Origin of the sequence: Kribbella sp. CA-245084 (assembly GCF_050942355.1) — a bacterium.
Lineage (GTDB): Bacteria > Actinomycetota > Actinomycetes > Propionibacteriales > Kribbellaceae > Kribbella.
On the sequence record NZ_CP192053.1, the window covers coordinates 80247 to 99928 of the forward strand.

Annotated in this window: 13 protein-coding genes and 1 tRNA gene; 7 read left to right on the plus strand and 7 right to left on the minus strand. The window is 68.7% G+C overall.

All coding sequences use genetic code 11. The features are described 5' to 3' along the window. Window positions 1-9 precede the first annotated feature (9 nt). From ACQPYH_RS00440 to ACQPYH_RS00460, 5 genes are read right to left on the minus strand one after another with little or no spacing between them, the layout of a single operon-like run. Window positions 10-1464 (minus strand): peptidoglycan D,D-transpeptidase FtsI family protein, encoded by a 1455-nt coding sequence (locus ACQPYH_RS00440; protein WP_432884952.1) that lies wholly within the window; start codon window positions 1462-1464, stop codon window positions 10-12. Then, entirely contained in the window at window positions 1461-2846 is a 1386-nt protein-coding gene (locus ACQPYH_RS00445) for an FtsW/RodA/SpoVE family cell cycle protein (protein ID WP_432894677.1), read from the minus strand. The genes ACQPYH_RS00440 and ACQPYH_RS00445 overlap by 4 nt, the downstream gene beginning before the upstream one ends. Continuing rightward, window positions 2843-4240 carry a PP2C family protein-serine/threonine phosphatase gene (locus tag ACQPYH_RS00450; protein ID WP_432884955.1) on the minus strand — a complete coding sequence of 466 codons (1398 nt, stop codon included), beginning with the start codon at window positions 4238-4240 and terminating at the stop codon, window positions 2843-2845. Before ACQPYH_RS00450 ends, ACQPYH_RS00445 begins: the two co-directional genes overlap by 4 nt. Window positions 4241-4250: 10 nt before the next feature. Then, window positions 4251-4733 carry an FHA domain-containing protein FhaB/FipA gene (locus tag ACQPYH_RS00455; RefSeq protein ID WP_432884957.1) on the minus strand — a complete coding sequence of 161 codons (483 nt, stop codon included), beginning with the start codon at window positions 4731-4733 and terminating at the stop codon, window positions 4251-4253. 10 nt (window positions 4734-4743) lie between these two features. Continuing rightward, window positions 4744-5574: an FhaA domain-containing protein gene (locus ACQPYH_RS00460; protein ID WP_198681756.1), complete on the minus strand. Its 831-nt coding sequence runs from the start codon at window positions 5572-5574 to the stop codon at window positions 4744-4746. Window positions 5575-5744: 170 nt separating this feature from the next. On the opposite strand from ACQPYH_RS00460, the gene ACQPYH_RS00465 reads away from it, so the two are divergent. The 4 genes from ACQPYH_RS00465 (at window position 5745) to ACQPYH_RS00480 (ending at window position 9814) form a co-directional block, all read left to right on the plus strand. Beyond that, window positions 5745-5828, plus strand: a tRNA-Leu gene (locus tag ACQPYH_RS00465). Window positions 5829-5986: 158 nt separating this feature from the next. Continuing rightward, the gene (locus ACQPYH_RS00470; protein WP_432884961.1) at window positions 5987-6742 is read left to right on the plus strand and encodes an ABC transporter ATP-binding protein; all 756 of its coding nucleotides are present in this window, start codon (window positions 5987-5989) and stop codon (window positions 6740-6742) included. Next, the gene (locus tag ACQPYH_RS00475; RefSeq protein WP_432884963.1) at window positions 6727-8562 is read left to right on the plus strand and encodes a hypothetical protein; all 1836 of its coding nucleotides are present in this window, start codon (window positions 6727-6729) and stop codon (window positions 8560-8562) included. The genes ACQPYH_RS00470 and ACQPYH_RS00475 overlap by 16 nt, the downstream gene beginning before the upstream one ends. A 277-nt stretch (window positions 8563-8839) precedes the next feature. Further along, window positions 8840-9814, plus strand: a complete 975-nt coding sequence (locus tag ACQPYH_RS00480) for a helix-turn-helix domain-containing protein (RefSeq protein ID WP_432884965.1) — start codon at window positions 8840-8842, stop codon at window positions 9812-9814. On the opposite strand, the gene ACQPYH_RS00485 is transcribed toward ACQPYH_RS00480, so the two are convergent. Further along, a complete protein-coding gene (locus ACQPYH_RS00485) occupies window positions 9811-13398 on the minus strand; it encodes a S8 family peptidase (RefSeq protein WP_432884968.1) in 3588 nt (1195 codons plus the stop codon). The genes ACQPYH_RS00480 and ACQPYH_RS00485 overlap by 4 nt on opposite strands. A 144-nt stretch (window positions 13399-13542) precedes the next feature. Here ACQPYH_RS00485 and ACQPYH_RS00490 point away from each other — a divergent pair, with 144 nt between their 5' ends. Beyond that, window positions 13543-14331 carry a PrsW family intramembrane metalloprotease gene (locus ACQPYH_RS00490; RefSeq protein ID WP_432884971.1) on the plus strand — a complete coding sequence of 263 codons (789 nt, stop codon included), beginning with the start codon at window positions 13543-13545 and terminating at the stop codon, window positions 14329-14331. 344 nt (window positions 14332-14675) lie between these two features. After that, window positions 14676-15800 (plus strand): endonuclease, encoded by a 1125-nt coding sequence (locus ACQPYH_RS00495; RefSeq protein WP_432884973.1) that lies wholly within the window; start codon window positions 14676-14678, stop codon window positions 15798-15800. Window positions 15801-15803: 3 nt separating this feature from the next. On the opposite strand, the gene ACQPYH_RS00500 is transcribed toward ACQPYH_RS00495, so the two are convergent. After that, window positions 15804-18428, minus strand: a complete 2625-nt coding sequence (locus ACQPYH_RS00500) for a hypothetical protein (protein WP_432884976.1) — start codon at window positions 18426-18428, stop codon at window positions 15804-15806. Between the two features lie 192 nt (window positions 18429-18620). Between ACQPYH_RS00500 and ACQPYH_RS00505 the strand changes: the two genes are divergently transcribed. Then, window positions 18621-19679, plus strand: coding sequence for a hypothetical protein (locus tag ACQPYH_RS00505; protein WP_432884978.1), 1059 nt, complete (start codon window positions 18621-18623; stop codon window positions 19677-19679). Window positions 19680-19682: the final 3 nt, after the last annotated feature.

A 19682-nucleotide genomic window follows, 5' to 3' on the forward strand; every position in this document is an offset into this window, starting at 1 on the left:
GTATGGTGCTCATTGGCCCAGCACCGCCTCCATCACCGACTTGGCGATCGGCGCGGCCAGCTTGCCGCCGGCGATGTCGTCCCGGGCGATGTCGGCCTTCTCGATCAGCACCGCGACCGCGATCTTCGGGTCGTCGGCCGGTGCGAACGCGGTGAACCACGCGAACGGCGGGCGGTCCTTCGCGGTCTGCGCCGTACCGGTCTTGCCGGCCACCTGGACGCCGCTGATCTGACCGGGCTTGCCGGTGCCGTTGTTGACGACGTCGACCATCATCGCGGTCAGCTGGGAGGCGACCTGCGGAGTGACCGCCTGGTGCAGCGACTCCGGCTTGGTCTCCGAGACCGTCTTCAGGTCCGGCGTCTTCACGTTCTGGACGAGGTACGGCTTCATCACCTCGCCCTTGTTCGCGATCCCGGCCGCGACCATCGCCATCTGCAGCGGCGTGGCCCGTACGTCGTACTGGCCGATCGCGGACTGCGCGGTCTGCGGCTCGTTCGGGTCGCCGGGGAACTGGCTGGTGGCCACGCTCGGCAGCTCGGCCAGCGGCCGCGCACCGAAACCGAACTTGGCGGCCTGCTCGCGCAGCGCGTCCGGCCCGAGCGCCAGACCGACACTGCCGTACGCCGTGTTGCAGGAGTACCGCAGCGCGACCGTCAGCGTCGCGTTGTTGCTGCCACCGCAGTTCTTGCCGTCCTCGTTCACCAGCGGGACGGTGGTCTGCGGCAGCGGCAGCTCGGCCGGCGAGTTCACCTTGGTCTCCGGCGTGTACTTGCCGCTGGACAGCGCGGCCGCCGCGGTGACCAACTTGAACGTCGAGCCCGGCGGGTACAGCTCCTGCGCCGCGCGGTTCGACAGCGGCCGGTCCTTGTCCTCGGTCAGGCTCTTCCAGGCGGCGTCGACCTTCGCGCTGTCGTGCGAGGCGAGCCGGTTCGGGTCGTACGACGGCGTGGTCGCCATCGCCAGGATCTTGCCGGTCTTCGGCTCGATCGCCACCACCGCGCCGGTCTTCGAGCCCAGCCCCTTGTACGCCGCCTGCTGCGCCGCCGCGTTCAGGGTCAATGTGACGCTGCCGCCCTGCTGCGGCCGGTTGCTGATCACGTCGATGATCCGGCGGAACGCCATCGACGGGTCCGAGCCGTTCAGCTCGGAGTTCATCGTCAGCTCGATCCCGCCCCGGCCGAACCGGTAGGAGTAGAAGCCGGTCACGGGTGCGTACACCGGGCCGGACGGGTACGTCCGCTGATACTTGAACCGGTCGTTCGACGGCTTGCTCTGCGCGACCGGCGTACTGCCGATCAGGATCGGGCCGCGGTTGACCGAGAACTGTGAGTCGCGGACCCGGTTGTTGTCGTTGCGGCCGTTGATCTCGTTCGCCCGGAAGGCCTGCAGGTACGTCGAGTTCGCCATCAGCGCGAGCATCAGGATCATCGCCGCCACGGCCAGTCGTCGGATCGCCGAGTTCACTGTTTCTGCACCGCCATCGCGATCGTTTCGTCGGACACTGGAGCGGCCGGGGTCTGCGGCCGCCGGGCCTGGTCGCTGATCCGTAGCAGCAGCGCGATGATCGCCCAGTTCGCGACCAGCGACGTACCGCCGAGGGCCATGAACGGGGTGGCCAGACCGGTCAGCGGGATCAGCCCGGTCACGCCGCCGACGATCACGAACACCTGCAGCGCGAACGACATGGCCAGGCCGGTCGCGACCAGCTTGCCGAAGATGTCGCGGCAGCCGAGCGCCGTGCGCAGGCCGCGCTCGATGATCAGCGTGTAGACCAGGATGATCGCGATCAGGCCGGTCAGGCCCAGCTCCTCGGCCATCGAGGAGATGATCATGTCGCTGTTGGCGTAGAGGGTCAGCTCGGGCCTTCCCTGGCCGAGGCCGCGGCCGAGAATGCCGCCCCAGGCCTGGCCCATCAGACCGAGTTTCACCTGGCCGCCGTCAATCGCCCACGGGTCCATCCAGTCGGTGACGCGGCGGTGCACGTGGCCGAACGCGGAGTACGCGAAGGACGCCCCGGCGGCGAACAGCAGGCCACCGATGATCAGCCACCCGGCGCGCTCGGTAGATACGTAGAGCAGGAACAGGAACAGGCCGAAGAACAGCAGGGACGAACCCAGGTCGCTCTCGAAGACCAGCACGCCCAGACTGGCCAGCCAGGCGATCAGGATCGGCCCGAGGTCCCGAGCACGTGGCAGGTCGAGGCCGAGGAACCGGCGTCCGGCCAGCGTCAGTACGTCACGCTTCACCACCAGGTAGCCGGCGAAGAAGATGACCAGGCAGACCTTGGCGAACTCGCCGGGCTGGAACGACATCCCGAAGACGCGGATCCAGATCGGCGCGCCGTTGACGTTGGCGCCCAGGCCGGGGACCAGCGGCAGCACGAGCAGCACCAGACCGGCCAGGCCGAGGCTGTAGGTGAACGCCTGCAGCCGGCGGTGGTCGCGGACCACGATGATCACTGCGAGGAACAGCACGACGCCGACCGCAGTCCAGGTGATCTGCTGCGGCGCGAACGGGACGCCCCTGGTCTTGCCGATCGCCGTCAGACCGAGGTCGATGCGGTGGATCATCGCGACGCCCAGCCCGTTCAGCAGGACGGCGCACGGGAGGATGACCGGGTCGGCGTACGGCGCACGGAACCGCAGCGCGAGGTGGGCGATCAGGGCGAGCAGGGCGATGCCGACGGCGTAGTACCCGGTGCTGGCCGGGACCTCGTTCTGGACGGTCACGCCGATGTTCACGTACGCCGCGACCGAGACGATGACCGCGATGATGAGCAGCAGCAGCTCCACCCCGCGCCGGGTGCGCGGAATGATCTGGATGACCGACGTGGAGGCGATGCTCATCGGACCCCGTCGCAGTCGTCCGGGCTGCCCGGCGTCGTCGTACTGCCCGGGCTGGTCGGCGTCGTCGACGGGTGCACGACCGGAGTCGTCGTCACCGGCGGCTTGGAGACAGGCGGCTTCGACACCGGCGGCGTGCTCGGCTTCGGCGTCGGGGTGGGGGTCGGCTTGGTCTTCGCGGCGCACTCGGCAGCGGTCTGCTGCAGCTCGGCGACGATCGACCGGGCGCCGGCCAGGTTGTCCGCCTGGATGTTGCCCTCCACCTGCTCCCGGCTGTACGTCGGAAGCTTGTCGACCTGCAGCGCCTGCCGCTCGTAGACCTTCGACAGGTTCAGACCCGGGAGATCCGCCTCGACGCCCTTGAAGATCGCCACGTAGTCGCCGTCGGAGCCGACGTAGTACTGCTTCTGGGTCCAGCTGTACGCGAACCAGCCGCCGCCGCCGATCAGCCCGAGGACGATCACGAGTACGGCGATCCGCCGCAGCCAGGGGAACCGCTTCGGCGGGCGCGGTGCGTACCGAAGCTCTTCGGGGTCGAGCGCGCCGCCGTGGCCACCGCCGCCGTGCCCGTGGCCGCCGGTGCGGATCGCGACCGTCGGCTCGCCGCGGCCGGTGCTGCCCTGGGCCAGCTCGGCGGCCGCGCCCACCAGTTGGGGCTGTACGCCGCTCGCGGGCTCCGTCTCGACGACGTCGGCGACCACACAGGTGACGTTGTCGTTCGAGCCCGCCTCGAGCGCGTGCGTGATCAGCTCGACGACGACGGAGTCCGGCGTACCGGAGGCCATCGAGGCGGAGATCACCTCGTCGCTCACGTAGTCGGGCAGGCCGTCGCTGCACAGCATCAAACGGTCGCCGGCCCGGACGTCGATGATCTCCAGGTCCGGATCGGAGTCCGGGCGGCCGTCGAGCACGCGCAGGATCAGGTTGCGGTGCGGGTGGGTGAAGGCCTCCTCCTGGGAGATCCGGCCCTCGTCGACCAGCGACTGCACAAAGGTGTGGTCGTGGCTGAGCTGGTAAAGGATTCCGTCGCGCATCCGGTACGCGCGGGAGTCGCCGAGATGCGCCAGGCCGAGCTGCTTGCCGTCGAACATCAGCGCGGTGACGGTCGAGCCCATGCCCTCGCGCTCGGGGTCCTCCTCGACCAGCTCGGACAGCCGCTCGTTGGCCCGGTGGACCGCGCCGGCCAGCGCCTCGATCATGTCCTCGCCGCCGATCTCGGCGGTGTCCAGCCGCCGGATCACCTGGACCGCCGCCGCGCTGGCCACCTCACCGGCCGCGGCGCCGCCCATTCCGTCGGCGAGCAGCAGCAGGTGCGGACCGGCGTACGCCGAGTCCTCGTTGTTGCGGCGCACCCGTCCGACGTCGGACAGTGTGGCGTAGTCGAGCGACAGGGTCATCGAGGCAGGCCTACTTCGCGATGTTCAGCGTCGTCCGGCCGATCCGGATCGAACCGCCGATCTCGGCCGGGACCGGGCGGGTGACCCGCTGGCCGTCAAGGTACGTGCCGTTGGTGGAGCCGAGATCCTCGACCCACCACTGGCCTTCGGACATGAACAACCGGGCGTGCCGGGTGGAAGAGTAGTCGTCGTCGAGCCGGATCTGGCAGTCCGAGCCGCGACCGATGATCACCGGCTTCTCGGTCAGCGAGGCGCCGACGCCGGCCTGCGGCCCGTCCGCGATCGTCACCGACGCGGGCAGGCCCTTGCGCTTCTTGGCCGGCTTGGCGGTCTTCGGCGTCCGGGTGTTCTGCGGTACGACGGCCGCCGCGGCCCGGCTGTCCACCTTCGCGCCGAACAGGTCGGACCTGATCACGGACAGCACCGCGAGGACGAACATCCACAACAGGGCCAGGAACCCCAGTTTGATCAGGGTCAGGGTCAGTTCCGACATGGACTTCCGGTCACCACCCGCTGCTCGGCGGCTGGGCCATCGGCTCGTCCGCGAGACGCAGCGTCATGGTCGTGTTGCCGATCCGCACCGTCGAACCGTCGACCAGCTCGGCCTCGGTGCTGCGGCGGCCGTTCACCAGCGTGCCGTTGGTGGAGCCGAGATCGACCAGCACGACCCGGATACCGTCCGGGCCCTCCGGCATCAGCCGGATCTCGGCGTGCCGCCGGGACACACCCGGGTCGTTGATCTGGATGTCCGCGTCGGTACCGCGGCCGAGCACGACGCCGGGCGGGTTGACCGGGCGGCGACGCCCGTTCACCTCGAGCATCACCTGCGGGTGACCGCGGCGCGGGGACGGCTGCGGCTGGTACTGGGGCTGCGGCGGACTGACCGGCTCGGGCGGCACGTAGGGCTCCTGCTGGTAGGGCTGGGGCTCGGGCTGCTGATAGGCGGCCGGGCGACGCTGTGGCGTCCCGACCGTCTCGCTGACCACCCGGAACTTACCGGTCGGGAGGTCGTCCTGCTGAACCAGCTCGATGTCGATCGGCCCGGAGAACGTGTACCGCTGGATGTCGGCGTGGTCCCGCAGTTCGTTGGCGAGCTCGTGGTTCAGGGTCCGGCCGTAGGCGTTGAGGCGCTCGAAGTCGTCCGGCCCGAGCTCGACGATGAAGTGGTTCGGCACCAGCCGCCGGTCCCGGGACAGGATCCGCGCGGTGTTGTCGATCTCACGCTTGAGAGCCGCCGCGAGTTCGATCGGCTCGACGTCACCCTTGAAAGCGCGCGCGAAGACACCGCTGACAATGCCTTCCAGGCGTCGCTCGAAGCGCTGTAGCGGTCGCACGCCTCCTCCTCCACGGTCGGTACGCCAAAGATCATCCACCGGTCGAGGCGGACACACCGGGTACGACGATCGATCGTATCGGGAGGTTCGACCGAACCCGCAATGTGAAGCACCCGGACAACCCGTGCTAATGTTCCTTCTCGTCGCCGGGAGCACCATCCGGCGACTGCGCGCGGGTGGCGGAATAGGCAGACGCGCACGGTTCAGGTCCGTGTGCCCGAAAGGGCGTGGGGGTTCAACTCCCCCCTCGCGCACAAAGAATGTCCCGGTCGGTCGACCGGGACTTTTTGTTTTCCCGGCTGTGTCGCCTGTCACTCGCTACGAACGGTAACCGGAGCGCCGTCCGGTGGATGAAGACCATCAGCCATCCGGGGGACGTCGGGGGACGGTGCCCGGTGGAAGAGTGTTCGGTATGGAGCAAGCACTCGAGCTGGTGGGGTTGACCAAGGTGTTCGGCGAGGAGCGGGCGGTTGACGATCTCAGTTTGAGCGTGCCGGCTGGGTCGTTCTTCGGGGTGTTGGGGCCTAATGGGGCTGGGAAGACGACGTCGTTGTCGATGGCGGTTGGGTTGTTGCGGCCGGACGGCGGTACGGCGCGGATCTTCGGGGTCGACGTTTGGCGGGAGCCGGCGACGGCGAAGGCTCTGGTCGGGGTGCTGCCGGATGGGTTGGGGATGCCGGAGCGGCTGACCGGGCGGGAGGTGCTGACGTACCTGGGGCTGTTGCGCGGATTGCCTGAGGACGAGGTCGAGCGGCGGACAGCCGAACTGCTGGAGGTGCTCGAGCTCGATCACGAGGACGACAAGCAGGTGATCGGGTACTCGACCGGCATGCGGAAGAAGCTCGGCCTCGCGGTCGCGCTGCTGCACGCGCCGCGGTTGCTGGTGCTGGACGAGCCCTTCGAGGCGGTCGATCCGGTGTCGGCGGCGACCATCCGGACCATCCTGCACCGGTTCATCGCCGGCGGCGGCTCGGTGGTGATGTCGAGCCATGTCATGGCGCTGGTCGAGCAGCTGTGTGATCGCGTCGCGGTGGTCGCGGACGGCAAGGTAGTTGCCGCAGGCACCGTTTCCGAGGTGCAGGCCGGCGGCACGCTGGAGGATGCGTTCGTGTCGCTGGTCGGTGCGTCGACGCGTGGAGCGGACGGTCTGACGTGGCTCTCGCACTGACGTACAACACCTCGCACACGCTGGTCCGGATGCGGCTGGCCGCGTTCCGGCATGCGCTCAAGGACCAGCTGCGGCTGACCTGGATCGTCACTGGCGGGTTCGTCGGCCTGGTGCTCGCAGGCGGGACGATCTGGGTTGCGGCGAAGGGCGACAACGACGTACTGGTCGTGGTGCTCGCGGTCTGGATGCTCGGCTGGGTGGTCGGTCCGCTGTTCGCGGGCGGTGGCGACGAGACGCTCAAGCCGGAGTACTTCACGATGATGCCGCTGTCGCCGCGCACACTCTCCACCGGCCTGCTGGTGGCTGCGCTGGCCGGTGTCGCACCGATCATCAGCCTGATCGCTCTACTCAGTCTCGTCATCGCCGGCGCGAACGTCGCCGCCGCTCTGGTCGCAGTGCCGGCGCTACTGCTCCAGCTCTTCTGCTTCATCCTCGCGTCCCGGCTCGCCGTCGCGGTGTACGGCGTACTGCTGCAGGTGCGGGCCGGTGCGGTGATCGCAGCGCTGGTCAACGCGTTCATCCTCGCGTTCACGGCGCAGGGCTGGGCGCTGATCGTGGCGTACGTGTCCACCGACGTACAAGGCACGCTGGCCAAGGCCGCGCGGATCGCACCGTCTGGTTGGGGTCTGGTGGCCGTAGAAGCGGCCGGCCGTGGCGACTGGCTCAGAGTGCTCGCAGCACTGGCCGGACTGGTCGTGCTGGGTGTGCTGATGCTCGTTACCTGGTCGGCGTTGCTGGTACGTCGGACAACTGCGTCCAGAGTCGGCGGCAAGGTACGGCGACCGCTGAGTGGGACCGATCCGCGGAGTGGTGCAGCCGCCAAGGAACTGCGCTCGTGGACGCGGGACCTGCTCTACGGGCACAAGGCGGTCTTCGCCATCAGCTACGGACTGTTCTTCTGCATGATGCCGCTGGCGCTGGGCTGGAAGGCGATGCTGCCGTGGGCGGGTCCGGCCGCCGTCGTGATGGCCGCTGCGATGTCCGCCAACCTCTACGGCGCGGACGGTACAGCGCTTTGGAGCACGCTGATGACGCCCGGCGCAAACGGGCCGGATGTGCGCGCACGCCAGCGCGCGTTCTTGCTGGTCTTCGGACCGATCACGCTGGTCATCACCCTGTTGCTGACCTGGTGGTCCGGCTACGCCAGCGCCTGGCCGCTCGTGCTGAGCGTGTTGCCCGCACTGCTCGGTGGTGCAGCCGGTCTGGTCGTGGCCAGCTCGGTGTACGCCGCCGTACCGACGACTGATGCGCACAAGCGGTCCGGCAATCCGCTGAACTCGGGCGAGAACGAGGGCGAGACGATGGGAATCGTCTACGTGATGCTCGTGCTGGTTGCGTCGACCTGCGTCCCGGCCCTGATCGTGGCGCTGAACGCCGGCTGGTGGGGCGTGCTGGTCGGCATCGGCTCCGGCGTACTCGCGTGGTGGTACTTCGGCCGCCTGGCGATCCGGCGTCTCGATCGGCGTGGTCCTGAGCTCCTCACGCTGCTCAGGCATGGCAGATCGCCCGCGGAGCAGGCCAGGAAGACCGCAGGGCTGGACGCACTGCCCAGGTGGAAGCGGACCGCCGCGGGACTGTGCCTCGGGTTCGCTGCGATCCCGCTCTTCCCCCAGGCCGTCGTACCGGCGATCTTCAAGCTGACCGGGAACGACGACACGCGGTCCTGGTTCCTGGCGCTCTACCAGACCGGACCGTGGCAGTGGATCGTCATCGTGCTGATGGCCGCGTTGGGCCTGTCGATGTACGCCTTCGGCGGGCTTACCTACTACCGCGCGAAGAAGCGCGCTCCGGGTGCGTCGGTCGCGGCAGCCGCAGGGTAGGCGCCCCTCGATGCCGGGCCGTCGGTGCCACGGTCCGGTGGTTGCGCAGCATCCAGACAGCAACTGCGGCCGCGGCGAACAGGCCGGCGATCCCGGCATAGTCGGTCAAGCTCATGATCATTCTTTTCTCCAGGGCGGTGGGCTCGGCGGCGGCGAGTTCCGCTGGCGTCTGACCGGAAAGTGACGGGCCTTCAGGCTTTCCGTGATGACACGGCAGTGCCGTGACCAAAAAGTGCCAACAATTCCTGAAAGGGTGGGTCCCCGGAGGTGGGGTGGAATGCAGGACGGCTCGTTGCTCGATGCGCGTGAGGAGCAGACCTACCGGCTGCTGGTCGGCCTGTCCGCCGCGCGGGCCGCGGAGCTCGCTGAAGTCGCCGAGCTGCCGCAGCACGAGGCTGACGAAGTACTGCAGCGGTTGCAGGCGAAGGGCCTCGTCACAGTCCAGGCGGCCGACGAGCCAGTGTTCAGCCCGCTGCCGCCGGATGTGGCCTTCGGTACGACGCTGTTGCGCCGCCAGGAGTCGCTCGAGGCCGCCCGGAAGACGGTCGCCGCGCTGAGCGAGGAGTTCCGGGCCAGCGCCAGCCGCCGGGACGCGCACCACCTGGTAGAGGTGATCATCGGCGCCACGACCCTCCGCGAACGGCTGCGCGACCTGCAGAACGCGGCCCGCGAGGAGATCCTCTGGTTCTGTCGTGCGAACCCGCTGGCGATGCAGGGCGCCGAGAACACCGAGGAGTACGGCGCTCTGTCGCGCGGCGTCCGGTACCGCGCCATCTACGAGCGAGCGCTGATCGAGACGCCCGGCGAGCTGGACTCGATCGCCGAGGGGGTCAGCTGGGGCGAGGAGGCCCGGGTACTGCCGACGCTACCGGTGCGGATCGCGATCGTGGACCGGTCGACCGCGATCTGCCCGCTGGTCCGCGACGACGAGAGCATCGGGGAGCCGTCCGCGGCGATCATCAACCGCGGCCAGCTCCTGGACGCACTGCTGGCGCTCTTCGAGAGCTACTGGGAGCTGGCGACACCCGTCCGGCTCCAGCCCGGCGACGCGCAACCGATAGAAGGTCTGGACGACTCTGAGCGGCTCCTGCTCTCACTCCTGGTCGCTGGGGTGCCGGACAAGTCGATCGCGAATCAGCTGGGCATCAGCCGACGGACAGTGCAACGCTGCCTGGACCGCCTGATGGTCCTGGCTGGTGTGGACACCAGGACCGGTCTGGCGTTCCAGGCGGCAAAGCGCGACTGGCTCTAGCGAACGCCGTAGGCGCGGATCACTGTCTGGGTGATCTTTGCGCCGTTCGGTCCGGTGGCAGCGACCTTCAACGACACCGAGTCGTGCGCGTTCGGTACGACGGCGAGGTAGTGGCCGAGGGCGCCGATCACGACGAGGCGCTTCCAGGTCTTGCCTTCGTCGTACGACGCCCAGGCCTGCAACGAGGTCGCCCGCGGCGACTCGAAGCCGATGGCGTGCGTACGGGCTGCCACCCGACCGGTCAGGTCGACCGGAACGGTGTAGCTGACCTGCTGCAGCGGGAGCGCCACAGCCTTGTCGTCAGGCTGGTTGGTCGAGCGGAACTCCCACGAGGTCTCGGTGTGAGTACCCCAGTTCCACTCCCCCTCGGAGTCCTTGCGCTCGGTCGTCAGGTCGAGCTTGTACGCCGCGTCGTCGCTGGACGTGATGACGTCCTCCCACGCGTCCGGGAGCTCGGCGACGACCTGACCGTTGCGGGACAGGGTCGCCGACGACGCAGTGGTCTCGCCGACCGTGTAGTGGCCGGCCGCGTCCACAAAAGACGGGATCCGGAGCGACAGCCGGTCCCCGGTCCGAGTGGACTGCACACCAGGCGCTGCAGCCGGGCGTACGACGGGACCGAACCACGTCTCGTCCGACGTACCGGTTCGGTACGAGCGAGGTACTGACGTCATCCCGCCGGCCAGCGGGTTCATGTCGTCCCAGGTGTAGAGATGGTGCACCCGGTGCTGCCAGAGCGAGTCACCGGACGTCACCCACTCCTCCCGCACCTTCGGCGTCTCGACGAACCGCTGGGAGTCGTTCCAGGAGAATTCCTGCCACGGACGCCAGCCGAACCGCTGCTCCTTGGCCCAGTTGAACCCGCCGTTGTCGGCGTACCGCGTGGTGATGCGCGCGCTGTTGGCCGGCGTCACCTTGTAGTCGATCTTCGCCGGGATCGACCCGATCGAGACCTGCTGTACGTCGTACAGGTACGGGCTGGAGGTGGTCAGCGTGAGGTCGATCGTCGCCTTGCCGCGTCGGGCGCGGTCGATCAGCTTCTGCCCGTCCTTGAAGGTCGTGACCATCGCGGGGATCGGCTCGCGGTCCCCGGTCGGGCGCCAGACCGTCCAGGCGGAGAAGTCGGCCGGGCGGACCAGGATGATACCGGCGGCACCGGCGTCGGCTGCTGCGGCGATCTGAGCTTCCTCGTCGTCGGCCGCCATCACGACCACCGCACCACGCACGGGCGCGTTGGAGTACACGAGCGGAAAGCGCCGCTTGCCTTCGAACGAAGGGGACCGGTGCAGCAGGTTGATGTCCAGGGGACCGGGAACTCCGGGGACTGCGGCTTGGACGAGCGGAGCCACCAGTTGCCAGCGGGAGGAGAACTCGAAGGTGCCGTCCTTGACCGGCTTGGTCGGCGTGACATTGACCTGCTTGACCGTGCTGAAGTGCATCACGCCGTGGCTGATCGAGCGGCCGTTGGCGTACACGCGGTGCACGTAGTAGCTGAGCACCGCCTGCTGTTCCGACGGCTTCGGCGTCTCGATCGTGATCGGGACGGCCTTCCGCGCGTCGATCACGATCTCGGTGTCCTTGCTGACCACGATGTTCGGGTCGGTGAACAGGCTGACCTGCTCGTCCTGCGGGTCCGAGTTCTCGACCAGCGAGTGCAGCAGGTACGTGCCCTCCTCGACCTCGGCCGTGTACGACGCGCCGTCCGGGATCCACGCCAGTACGTCGGACCGCGAGTTGTCGCCGAACAACGAGATCACCGGTACGCCGGTGGGCCGGCCGTCCAGGCCGACCGCGCGCAGCGTCACCTTGTGCTTCGGACCGGACCGGAGCGCGCCGACCGCGGTGTGGGTGACGACACCATCGGGGCCGGTGGCAACGATCCACCCGCTGTACTGACCGCGACCGACCTTGGCCGGGTCGAGGGTCACCGGTACGTCGGCGGCGCCGTTGGCCGGAACGGTGACGCTCGCGGGCAGGGCGAAGCCGGTCGCCGGCTGCTTGTCGTCGAGGTTGGTGACCTGAGCGGCCAGGTTCAGCGTGACCGCTGTATCGGAGTCGTTCTTATAGGTCACTGTGCGGGTGCCGGTTTCCAGGCCGAAGTCGGCGACGCCGCTCGCGGTCACCTTCTGCGCAACCGCACGGGTCAGGTCGACCCGGCCTGCGCCCTGCTGGTACACGGTCTGGTCAGGCTGCGTCTTCGCCGTGCTGACCAGCGCGTTCTTGAGTTGGTCGGCCTTCCAGTCCGGGTGCTGCTGCGCGAGCAGTGCGGCTGCACCGGCAACGTGCGGCGTCGCCATCGACGTACCGGAGGCGGAGGTGTAGAGCTCGTCGATCGGGTCGCCCATGATCGTGCCGGCCGCGCGGGCGGCGATGATGCCGACGCCGGGCGCGGTGATCTCCGGCTTCAGGCCGGCGTCGCCGAGACGCGGTCCACGGCTGGAGAAGTCCGCGAGCTGGTCGTTGCGGTCCACGGCCCCGACGGTGAGCGCGGACGCGGCGGCGCCCGGCGTACCGACCGTCTCGTCCTGACCCTCGTTGCCTGCGGCAACGACGAACAGAGTGCCGGTCCGGGCGGTGATGTCGTTGACGGCCTGGCTGAGCGGGTCGGTGCCGTCGGTGGCTTCGCCGCCGAGACTCATGTTGACGACCTTCGCGCCTTCGGCCGCGGCCCACTCCATCCCGGCGATGATCCAGGAGTCGTACCCGTACCCGTCGTCACCGAGCACCTTGCCGACCAGCAGGTCCGCCTTCGGCGCGACGCCCTTGCGGGTACCGCCCGCGCCCGCACCGGTGCCGGCAATCGTGGCGGCGACATGCGTGCCGTGGCCGAAGTGGTCCACGGTGCCGCTCGGGCTGCCAGAGAAGTCGACGCTCTCCTTGACCTTGCCGGTCAGGTCCGGGTGCGTGGCATCCACGCCGGTGTCCAGTACGGCGACCTCGACGCCCGTACCTTCGTACCCGGCCTTCCATGCGTCGGGTGCACCGATCTGCGGGACGCTCTTGTCGAGCACCGGACGGACCTTGCCGTCGAGCCAGATCTTGGTGATGCCGCTGTTCAGGGAACGGGCACCCGTGGCGGGCTTCAGCGATTTCCACAGGGCGGGGAGCTGGTCCTTGGCCGCGTCCACAGCCCGGCCGCCGATCGACGGGAGCTGGCGGGTGGTCGTCGTACCGGCGAGGTTCTGGTCGGCCCGGAGGCCGGGAGTGTCCTTCACGATCAGCGGGAGGTTGGCGGCGGCGCCGTACCCGTCGGCGATCAGCTCGTCGACGTCGAACAGGTCCACGTCGAGGACGCCGGTGGAGATGTACGGGACAGCGTCGCTCGGCAGCACCCGGAGTCCGCCGTCGACCTCGATGGTGTGGAACGAGACGCCTTCACGGCCGGGCGCCGGTGTGACGGTGGCAGCCTTCTTGCCGCCGCCGGCATCGGCGAGTTCGACGACGTCGCCGGTGATCAGCGTGACGGCGGAGGTCTTGATCGTTGTGGATCCCGTGGGCGGGGCGGCGGCGGCCGGGATCGCCGACAGCGTGCCGATGGTCAGCATCGCCGCGAGGGTGGCGGCGGTGAGGCGGGTGGAGGACATAGGCGGATTCTCCTTCGAGAGGTTGGGGGCAGGACCACCTCTTCTTCCGACAGAGTTTGCAATCAGGTCACAGCAATCAGCCCTGTCCATCACTGCCGTAGCTGCGACATGGCGCAACCACGCCATCACCGGCACCATCGGGTCATGACCGGACAGCAGCTCGTACGTCGGTGGGCCTGGTTGGGGACGTTCCTGATCGGCGCCGGGCTGTACCTCGCGGTGCTGGCGGTGCTCACCGACACCGGGAACCCGAACCTGTTCCCGACGATGATCCTGCTCGGTGCGCTCGTCGTACCGCTGACGTTCGTGACGTTCGCGGCCGGGCGGTCCGGGCGGTGGCTGATCGACGGGCCGACGCTCGGCGGGTGCGTGCTATTCGGCGGCGTGGTCGGCGTGGTGGTCGCGGGCCTGCTCGAGTACGACGCGATGCGGCGGCTCGGGACGTTGCCGATGGTCGGTGTCGGGCTGATCGAGGAGGCGGCCAAGCTCGTCGTACCGGCGATCCTGGTGATCTTCTTCGGGCACCGGTACCGGACCTCGATCGGGCGCGGGATCGTCATCGGCGTCGCGGTCGGCACCGGGTTCGCCGTCCTCGAGACGATGGGGTACGCGTTCGTCGCGCTGCTGCAGTCGGACGGGAACGTCGGCGCCGCCGAGCAGACGCTGTTCATCCGCGGGCTGCTGTCGCCGGCCGGGCACGCGGCCTGGACCGGGCTCGCCTGCTGGGGTCTGTGGCGGTACGTGACCGCGCCGTCCGGCAAGCACTTCGCGGGCTTCGTCGGGATGTACGCGCTGGCCGTCGCGCTGCACACCACCTGGGACGGGATCGGCGGCAAGATCACGTACGCCGTCGTCGGCGCGATCTCCATCGGGCTGCTGCTGTACGGGTTGAAGCGCGCCCAGAAGACCGACGCCGCCGTGGTCACCGCCTGACGGGTCAGTGACCTGTCAGTACGGTGAGATCGCGGTCGCGAGCCATGGACAACGCGTGCCGGAGTGAGTACGGTCCGTAAACGGCGTCCGCCATCACGCCACCCTCGTCGGTGAGGTACTGCCCGCCAGTAGTACCTCGCTGGTGGGTGGGCAAGCAGGCTGCGGCGGACAGTCACGGCCTGATGGGGGCCCATCCACCCAGGTGGGGCGATGAACGGCACTCACTCGTTCACCGCCCCACCGGTTCAACCCTTCACCGGGTGTTCGCAATCCGGATGTTCCGTGGCCCGGCAAGCTGGGCAGACTGATCTGCGTCCGGTCCCCACCCGCCCCTGGGAGTAGCCGTGTCCCGATTGTTCCGTCCGGCGCTGCTCGTCACCGCCGTACTCGCACTGCTCGGCTTCGGCATAACACCGTCGAACGCCGCCACCACGATCACCGTCGCGACAGCGATCGGCCGCCAGGACAACTCCACGGCGTCCGTCAGCGGGTACGTGGTCGGCCAGCCGACCGCGACCAGCACCGTTGTCCGCAGCAACTTCCCGAACGACTACGCGCTGGCGCTCGCCGATTCGGCCACCCAGACGAGTACGTCGGCGATGCTCTACGTCCAGATCCCGGCCGCGTTCCGCGCGTCGTACGGACTGCAGAGCAACCCGAGCCTGCTCGGCAAGCAGATCACCGTCACCGGCACGTTGGCGGCGTACTTCTCGCACCCCGGCCTGAAGAACGCGACGGCGTTCACCGGCGGCGGCGGTACGACGGACCCGCCCGGCGACCCGGGTGACTACTACGCCGGCGCCGAGGGCAAGACCGGCGCCGCACTGAAGGCCGCGCTGCACACGATCATCTCGAGCCAGACCAAGCTCACCTACGACCAGGTCTGGGACGCGCTCGAGGTCACCGACCAGGACCCGAACAACAGCAGCAACGTCATCGAGATCTACTCCGGCCGCTCGATCGCGAAGAGCAGCGAGGGCGGCGGCGTCGACGACTGGAACCGCGAGCACGTCTGGGCCAAGTCCCACGGCGACTTCGGTACGGCGACCGGCCCGGGCACCGACATCCACCACCTCCGCCCCGAGGACGTCTCGGTGAACTCGGCCCGCGGCAACCTCGACTTCGACAACGGCGGTACGGCGGTCGCCCAGTGCTCCGGCTGTACGGCGGACTCCGACTCGTTCGCCCCGCGCGCCGCGGCCCGCGGTGACGTCGCCCGGATGATCTTCTACATGGCCGTCCGGTACGAGGGTGACGACGGGTTCCCGAACCTCGAGGTGAACAACTCGGTCGGCAACGGCACCGCGCCGTACATCGGCAAGCTGTCGGTGCTGAAAGCGTGGGCGGCCGCCGACCCGCCGGACGCGTTCGAGAAGAACCGCAACGAGGTCATCTACAACCAGTTCCAGCACAACCGGAACCCGTTCATCGACCACCCGGAGTGGATCAACTCCATCTGGCCGAACTAGACCCTAGAACTGCCGATTGACCTGCACGTCCTCACGCCTCGGCCCGCCCTGACCCAGGGCGGGCCGAGGTGCGTTGGAACCCGACTCGACCTGTCCGGCGACGACCTGCGGACGGGCGATGCCGGACTGTGCGGCAGCGAAGCCCAGGCGGGTCTGCACCCAGTCCTGGAAGCCGGGGTCGGCGACCCGGATCTGGTAGCCGGTGCGGGTCAGCAGCCCGCGGGAGATCAGCTTGTGGGATGCCTCGTCGAGGTTCCATCGCCCGGGCCCGGCCGGCTCGGAGCGCGAGGGGATGACCATCCCGTTCGACCCCTGCACAGACGTCTTCGCGAGCAGTTCCTTCTCGTTGGGCGAGCAGTTGTACCAGGCGGCGTCGTACAGTGCGCGCGACTGTGCGTTCAGGCGTGCGGTCGCAGTCGCGGCGATGTCGGCGGTGATGCCCTGGCCGTGGTCGGTGAGCTCGAGCGCGGCGGCGGCCAGAGTACGCAGCCGGGTCGGGTTGCCGTTCGCCGCCGCGACCAGGTTGTCGACGGCCTCCGGCTCGTACCGGACCCGGGCCTTGTCGAGCGGCACGGTCAGCGCGAGCCGCAACTCGTCGGAGTGGATCGGCTGCAGCCGGCGTACGTCGAACTTGCCGGCCTCCTTGGTCTCGGTGCCGGCGTGCCCGCCCGATGCCTCGAGCAACCGACTGGTCGCCTCCTCGCCGCCGGCGGCGATCAGGAACATCGGATGCCGGACTTCCTTCAGGTGTGCCGACAGCGAGGTCAGGACGTACAGGTCTTCCTTCGACGCGGCGTCCAGGTTGTCGACCATCACCAGGATCGGAGTCCGGCTCGGGTGCGCCATCTTGCCGAGGTGTTCCGCGACCTCGTTCAGGGTGGTGCCGACCGAGTCCTTCTTGATGCCCTCCACCGTGCTCTTGTGGATGCCGACCTTCGGACCGGGCGCCAGGCCGAACCGGAGCTGATTGGTCTTCATCAAGTTGGCGGTCCGGACCGCCATCCGGTTCAGGAGCTGTTTCAGCTCCCGCACCTCGCCAGCCGGGTACTGCTTCTTGATGGCATCCATCTCACCCTGGACGGCGCGGATGAACCGGGCCTCGAGCCCCTCCCGCCGGGAAGCGTCCAGCTGGATCGCGATCCAGCCCTCCGCGTCGGCCATCTCCTTGGTCCGGGTGAGCTCATGACTTGTGCCGCTGCCGGGCGCGCCGGTGAACAGCAGTGACGTGCCGGTCGGACCGCGGTCCTCGAGCGAGATCGGACGGCCCTGCGCGTCCGTCCGCTTGACCTCGTGAACGAGCTGTCCCGAGATGCCGAACACCTGGTTGACCAGCTCGCGATCACTGGTCGGGTGGACCGGCGCGAGCGCCACGTCGCCGCGGGAGACGGCTGGACCGTTGGTCAGCTCGGGCACCGGATCCGGTGTCTGCCCGACGTAGTCGTTGACCCAGTCCCGGAATCCCTCGTCGGGGATCGTGACGACGCCCCCGCCGTGCTCGCGCAGCATGCCGCGGGCAACGAGTTGCTGGCGGGCCTGGTCGATCTCCTGCCACTTGCCGGCGCCGGCGGCCTGGGTCACGGCCGGCATGTACACGCTGTTCGGCCCCTGCGATGCGACGAGCACGAGCAGGTCCTTCTGCGCGTGCGTGGTGCTCTTCTGGTTCCAGTGGTCCTGGTACGTCTCGGCCGCGTCGGCGTTGACGTGGGCGATCGCCGCCTGCACCGAGCTGACCGTGATCCCGGCCTGCTGGTCCTGATAGGCGATCGCGGCCTGGCTGAGCGACCGGAGCCGGGAGGGGTCGCCGTTCGCGGACGCGACCAGGCGGTCGATGGCGTCGTGCTCGTACGCGATCCCGTGGTCCTGGAGCGGCAGGGTCAGGGCTTTCCAGACCTGATCGTCGGGCAGCGGTCCGAGCTCGCGGACGTCGAACTGGTTGCTGATCGTGGTGGCGATACCGGACATCCGCCGGGAGGCGTTCATCAGCGACCAGGTCGACCGCGCTCCACCGGCCGCGACCAACCAGACCGGCAGGTCCATCTGCTCGATGTGAATCGCCAATTCGTTCAGCCCGGCCTGGTCGTTTTCCAGAGCTTGGTCGATTCCGTCCACCAGCAGCAGGATCGGCCGGCCGTTGTCCCCGGTCAGCTTGCCGAGCTCGTCGGCGAAGTCGGTGAGCGTGGTGCCGAGTTCGCTGTACGCCGTGGTGTCGCGCTCCATCTTCCCGACGTACTCCATCGGGAACGGGCCGCCGCCGAAACGCAGCTCGACGCCCAGGCGTTTGTTGCCGCCGCTGCGGGTCAGCTGGCCGACCGTGTTGTCCAGCTTGCGCACCGCGCGGCGGCTGAAGCGCTTGCGCAGCTCGTCGATACTCGAGCGGATCGCGATCGTGAGCTGGTGCTCGAGCGGGGCGTTCGCGGACGCGTTGAGCCGGATCGTGGACCAGCCGTTCGCCTCGGCCAGGTCCTCCGCGCGGTACAGCTCCGAGGTCTTGCCCATACCGGGTGGACCGGTGAAGAGGATCGCCTGACTCTCCGGCAGGACGTTGCCGAGCGAGATCGAATTGCCGACCTTGTCGGTTCGGATGACCGAGTACGCCGGGTACCGATCACTGCCGAAGACCGAACTCATTGGACCAGCGTGCGGACCGTAGCCGTACCCGACACGGTCTGTACATGACTGGGTGGTTAACAATCGCCGCCCGGCAGTTGAATCGGGCCACTATCTGACGAGGCCGGCAACCGGTCTACACGCGGCGGCCCGATCGAGCAGTTCTGAGCCGCAAGGCTTGGAAGCGACCTGTACCGCTGTCACCCTCGGTGCATGCGAATCAAACCGGTCCTGGCGACGCTGGCAACAGCGTCCGCGGTGGGGCTGTTGCTCGGTGCGGTTCCGACAGCGGCGCAGGCCGACCCGGATCCGAACCTGACGATCACCCAGGTCACCCTCGACCGTACGTCGGTCGCGGTGTCCGGCCTGAACACGTACCCGATCAACGTCACGGTCAAGGGCGGTTACCGCTCCAGCGAACCCGGCGACGAGAGCCTCGTGCTGAACCTGCTGCTGAAACGCACCAGCGGCACCGGGGCGCGCGGCGACATCGTCTCGGCCGACCTGAAGCGGACCGGCGGAACGCTTGCCAACGGCACCTGGACCGGGCGGCTCAACGTCGCCTCGACCGCGAACGGCACGTTCAAGGTCACCGGTGTGATGACCGGTCCGTACGGCGGCCCCGATCCCGGTACGCCGGTCGACCCGACGCCGTACGCGGGCCAGACGATCACGGTGAAGGGCACGAACCAGCCGAAGATCACCGCGGCGGTGAACCCGCGGATCGTGCCGTTCGGTAAGCCGTACACGATCACCTGGGCGGTCACGAACACGGCGACAGGCAAGCCGTACGGCACCCGGATCCCGATCGGCCTCGGCGTCGACACGCCCTGCGCCGAGGGCGGCAGCCCCATGTACAAGACGGGTACGAACGGCGTGATCACCAAGGCTTACACGGCGAACGACGCCGGCGCGCTGAACTGCGCGCACATCTACGCCGACCCGTACTACATCGTCGGGCAGTGGCTGTTCCCGGCGCGGCCGACCGTCATCGCCGCGGTGCCGTCGAAGGCGAGCGCGAAGGTCGGCACGATCGTCCCGGTCAACGGCTCGGTCGCACACCTGACCGGGGCATGCCCGGTGTACCTGCAGCGGCTGTACGGCCGGACGCAGTGGCGCAACGTCAGCTCCGGCAAGGTCCGGCAGTCCGGCCGGTTCACGCTCAACGCGCAACCGTCGTACGTCGGGGTTATCCCCTATCGGGTCTACTTCCCGGCGTGTGAGCCCTTCGTTTCGGCTGTCACCAAGACGTTCACGATCAAAGGGGTCTGATCA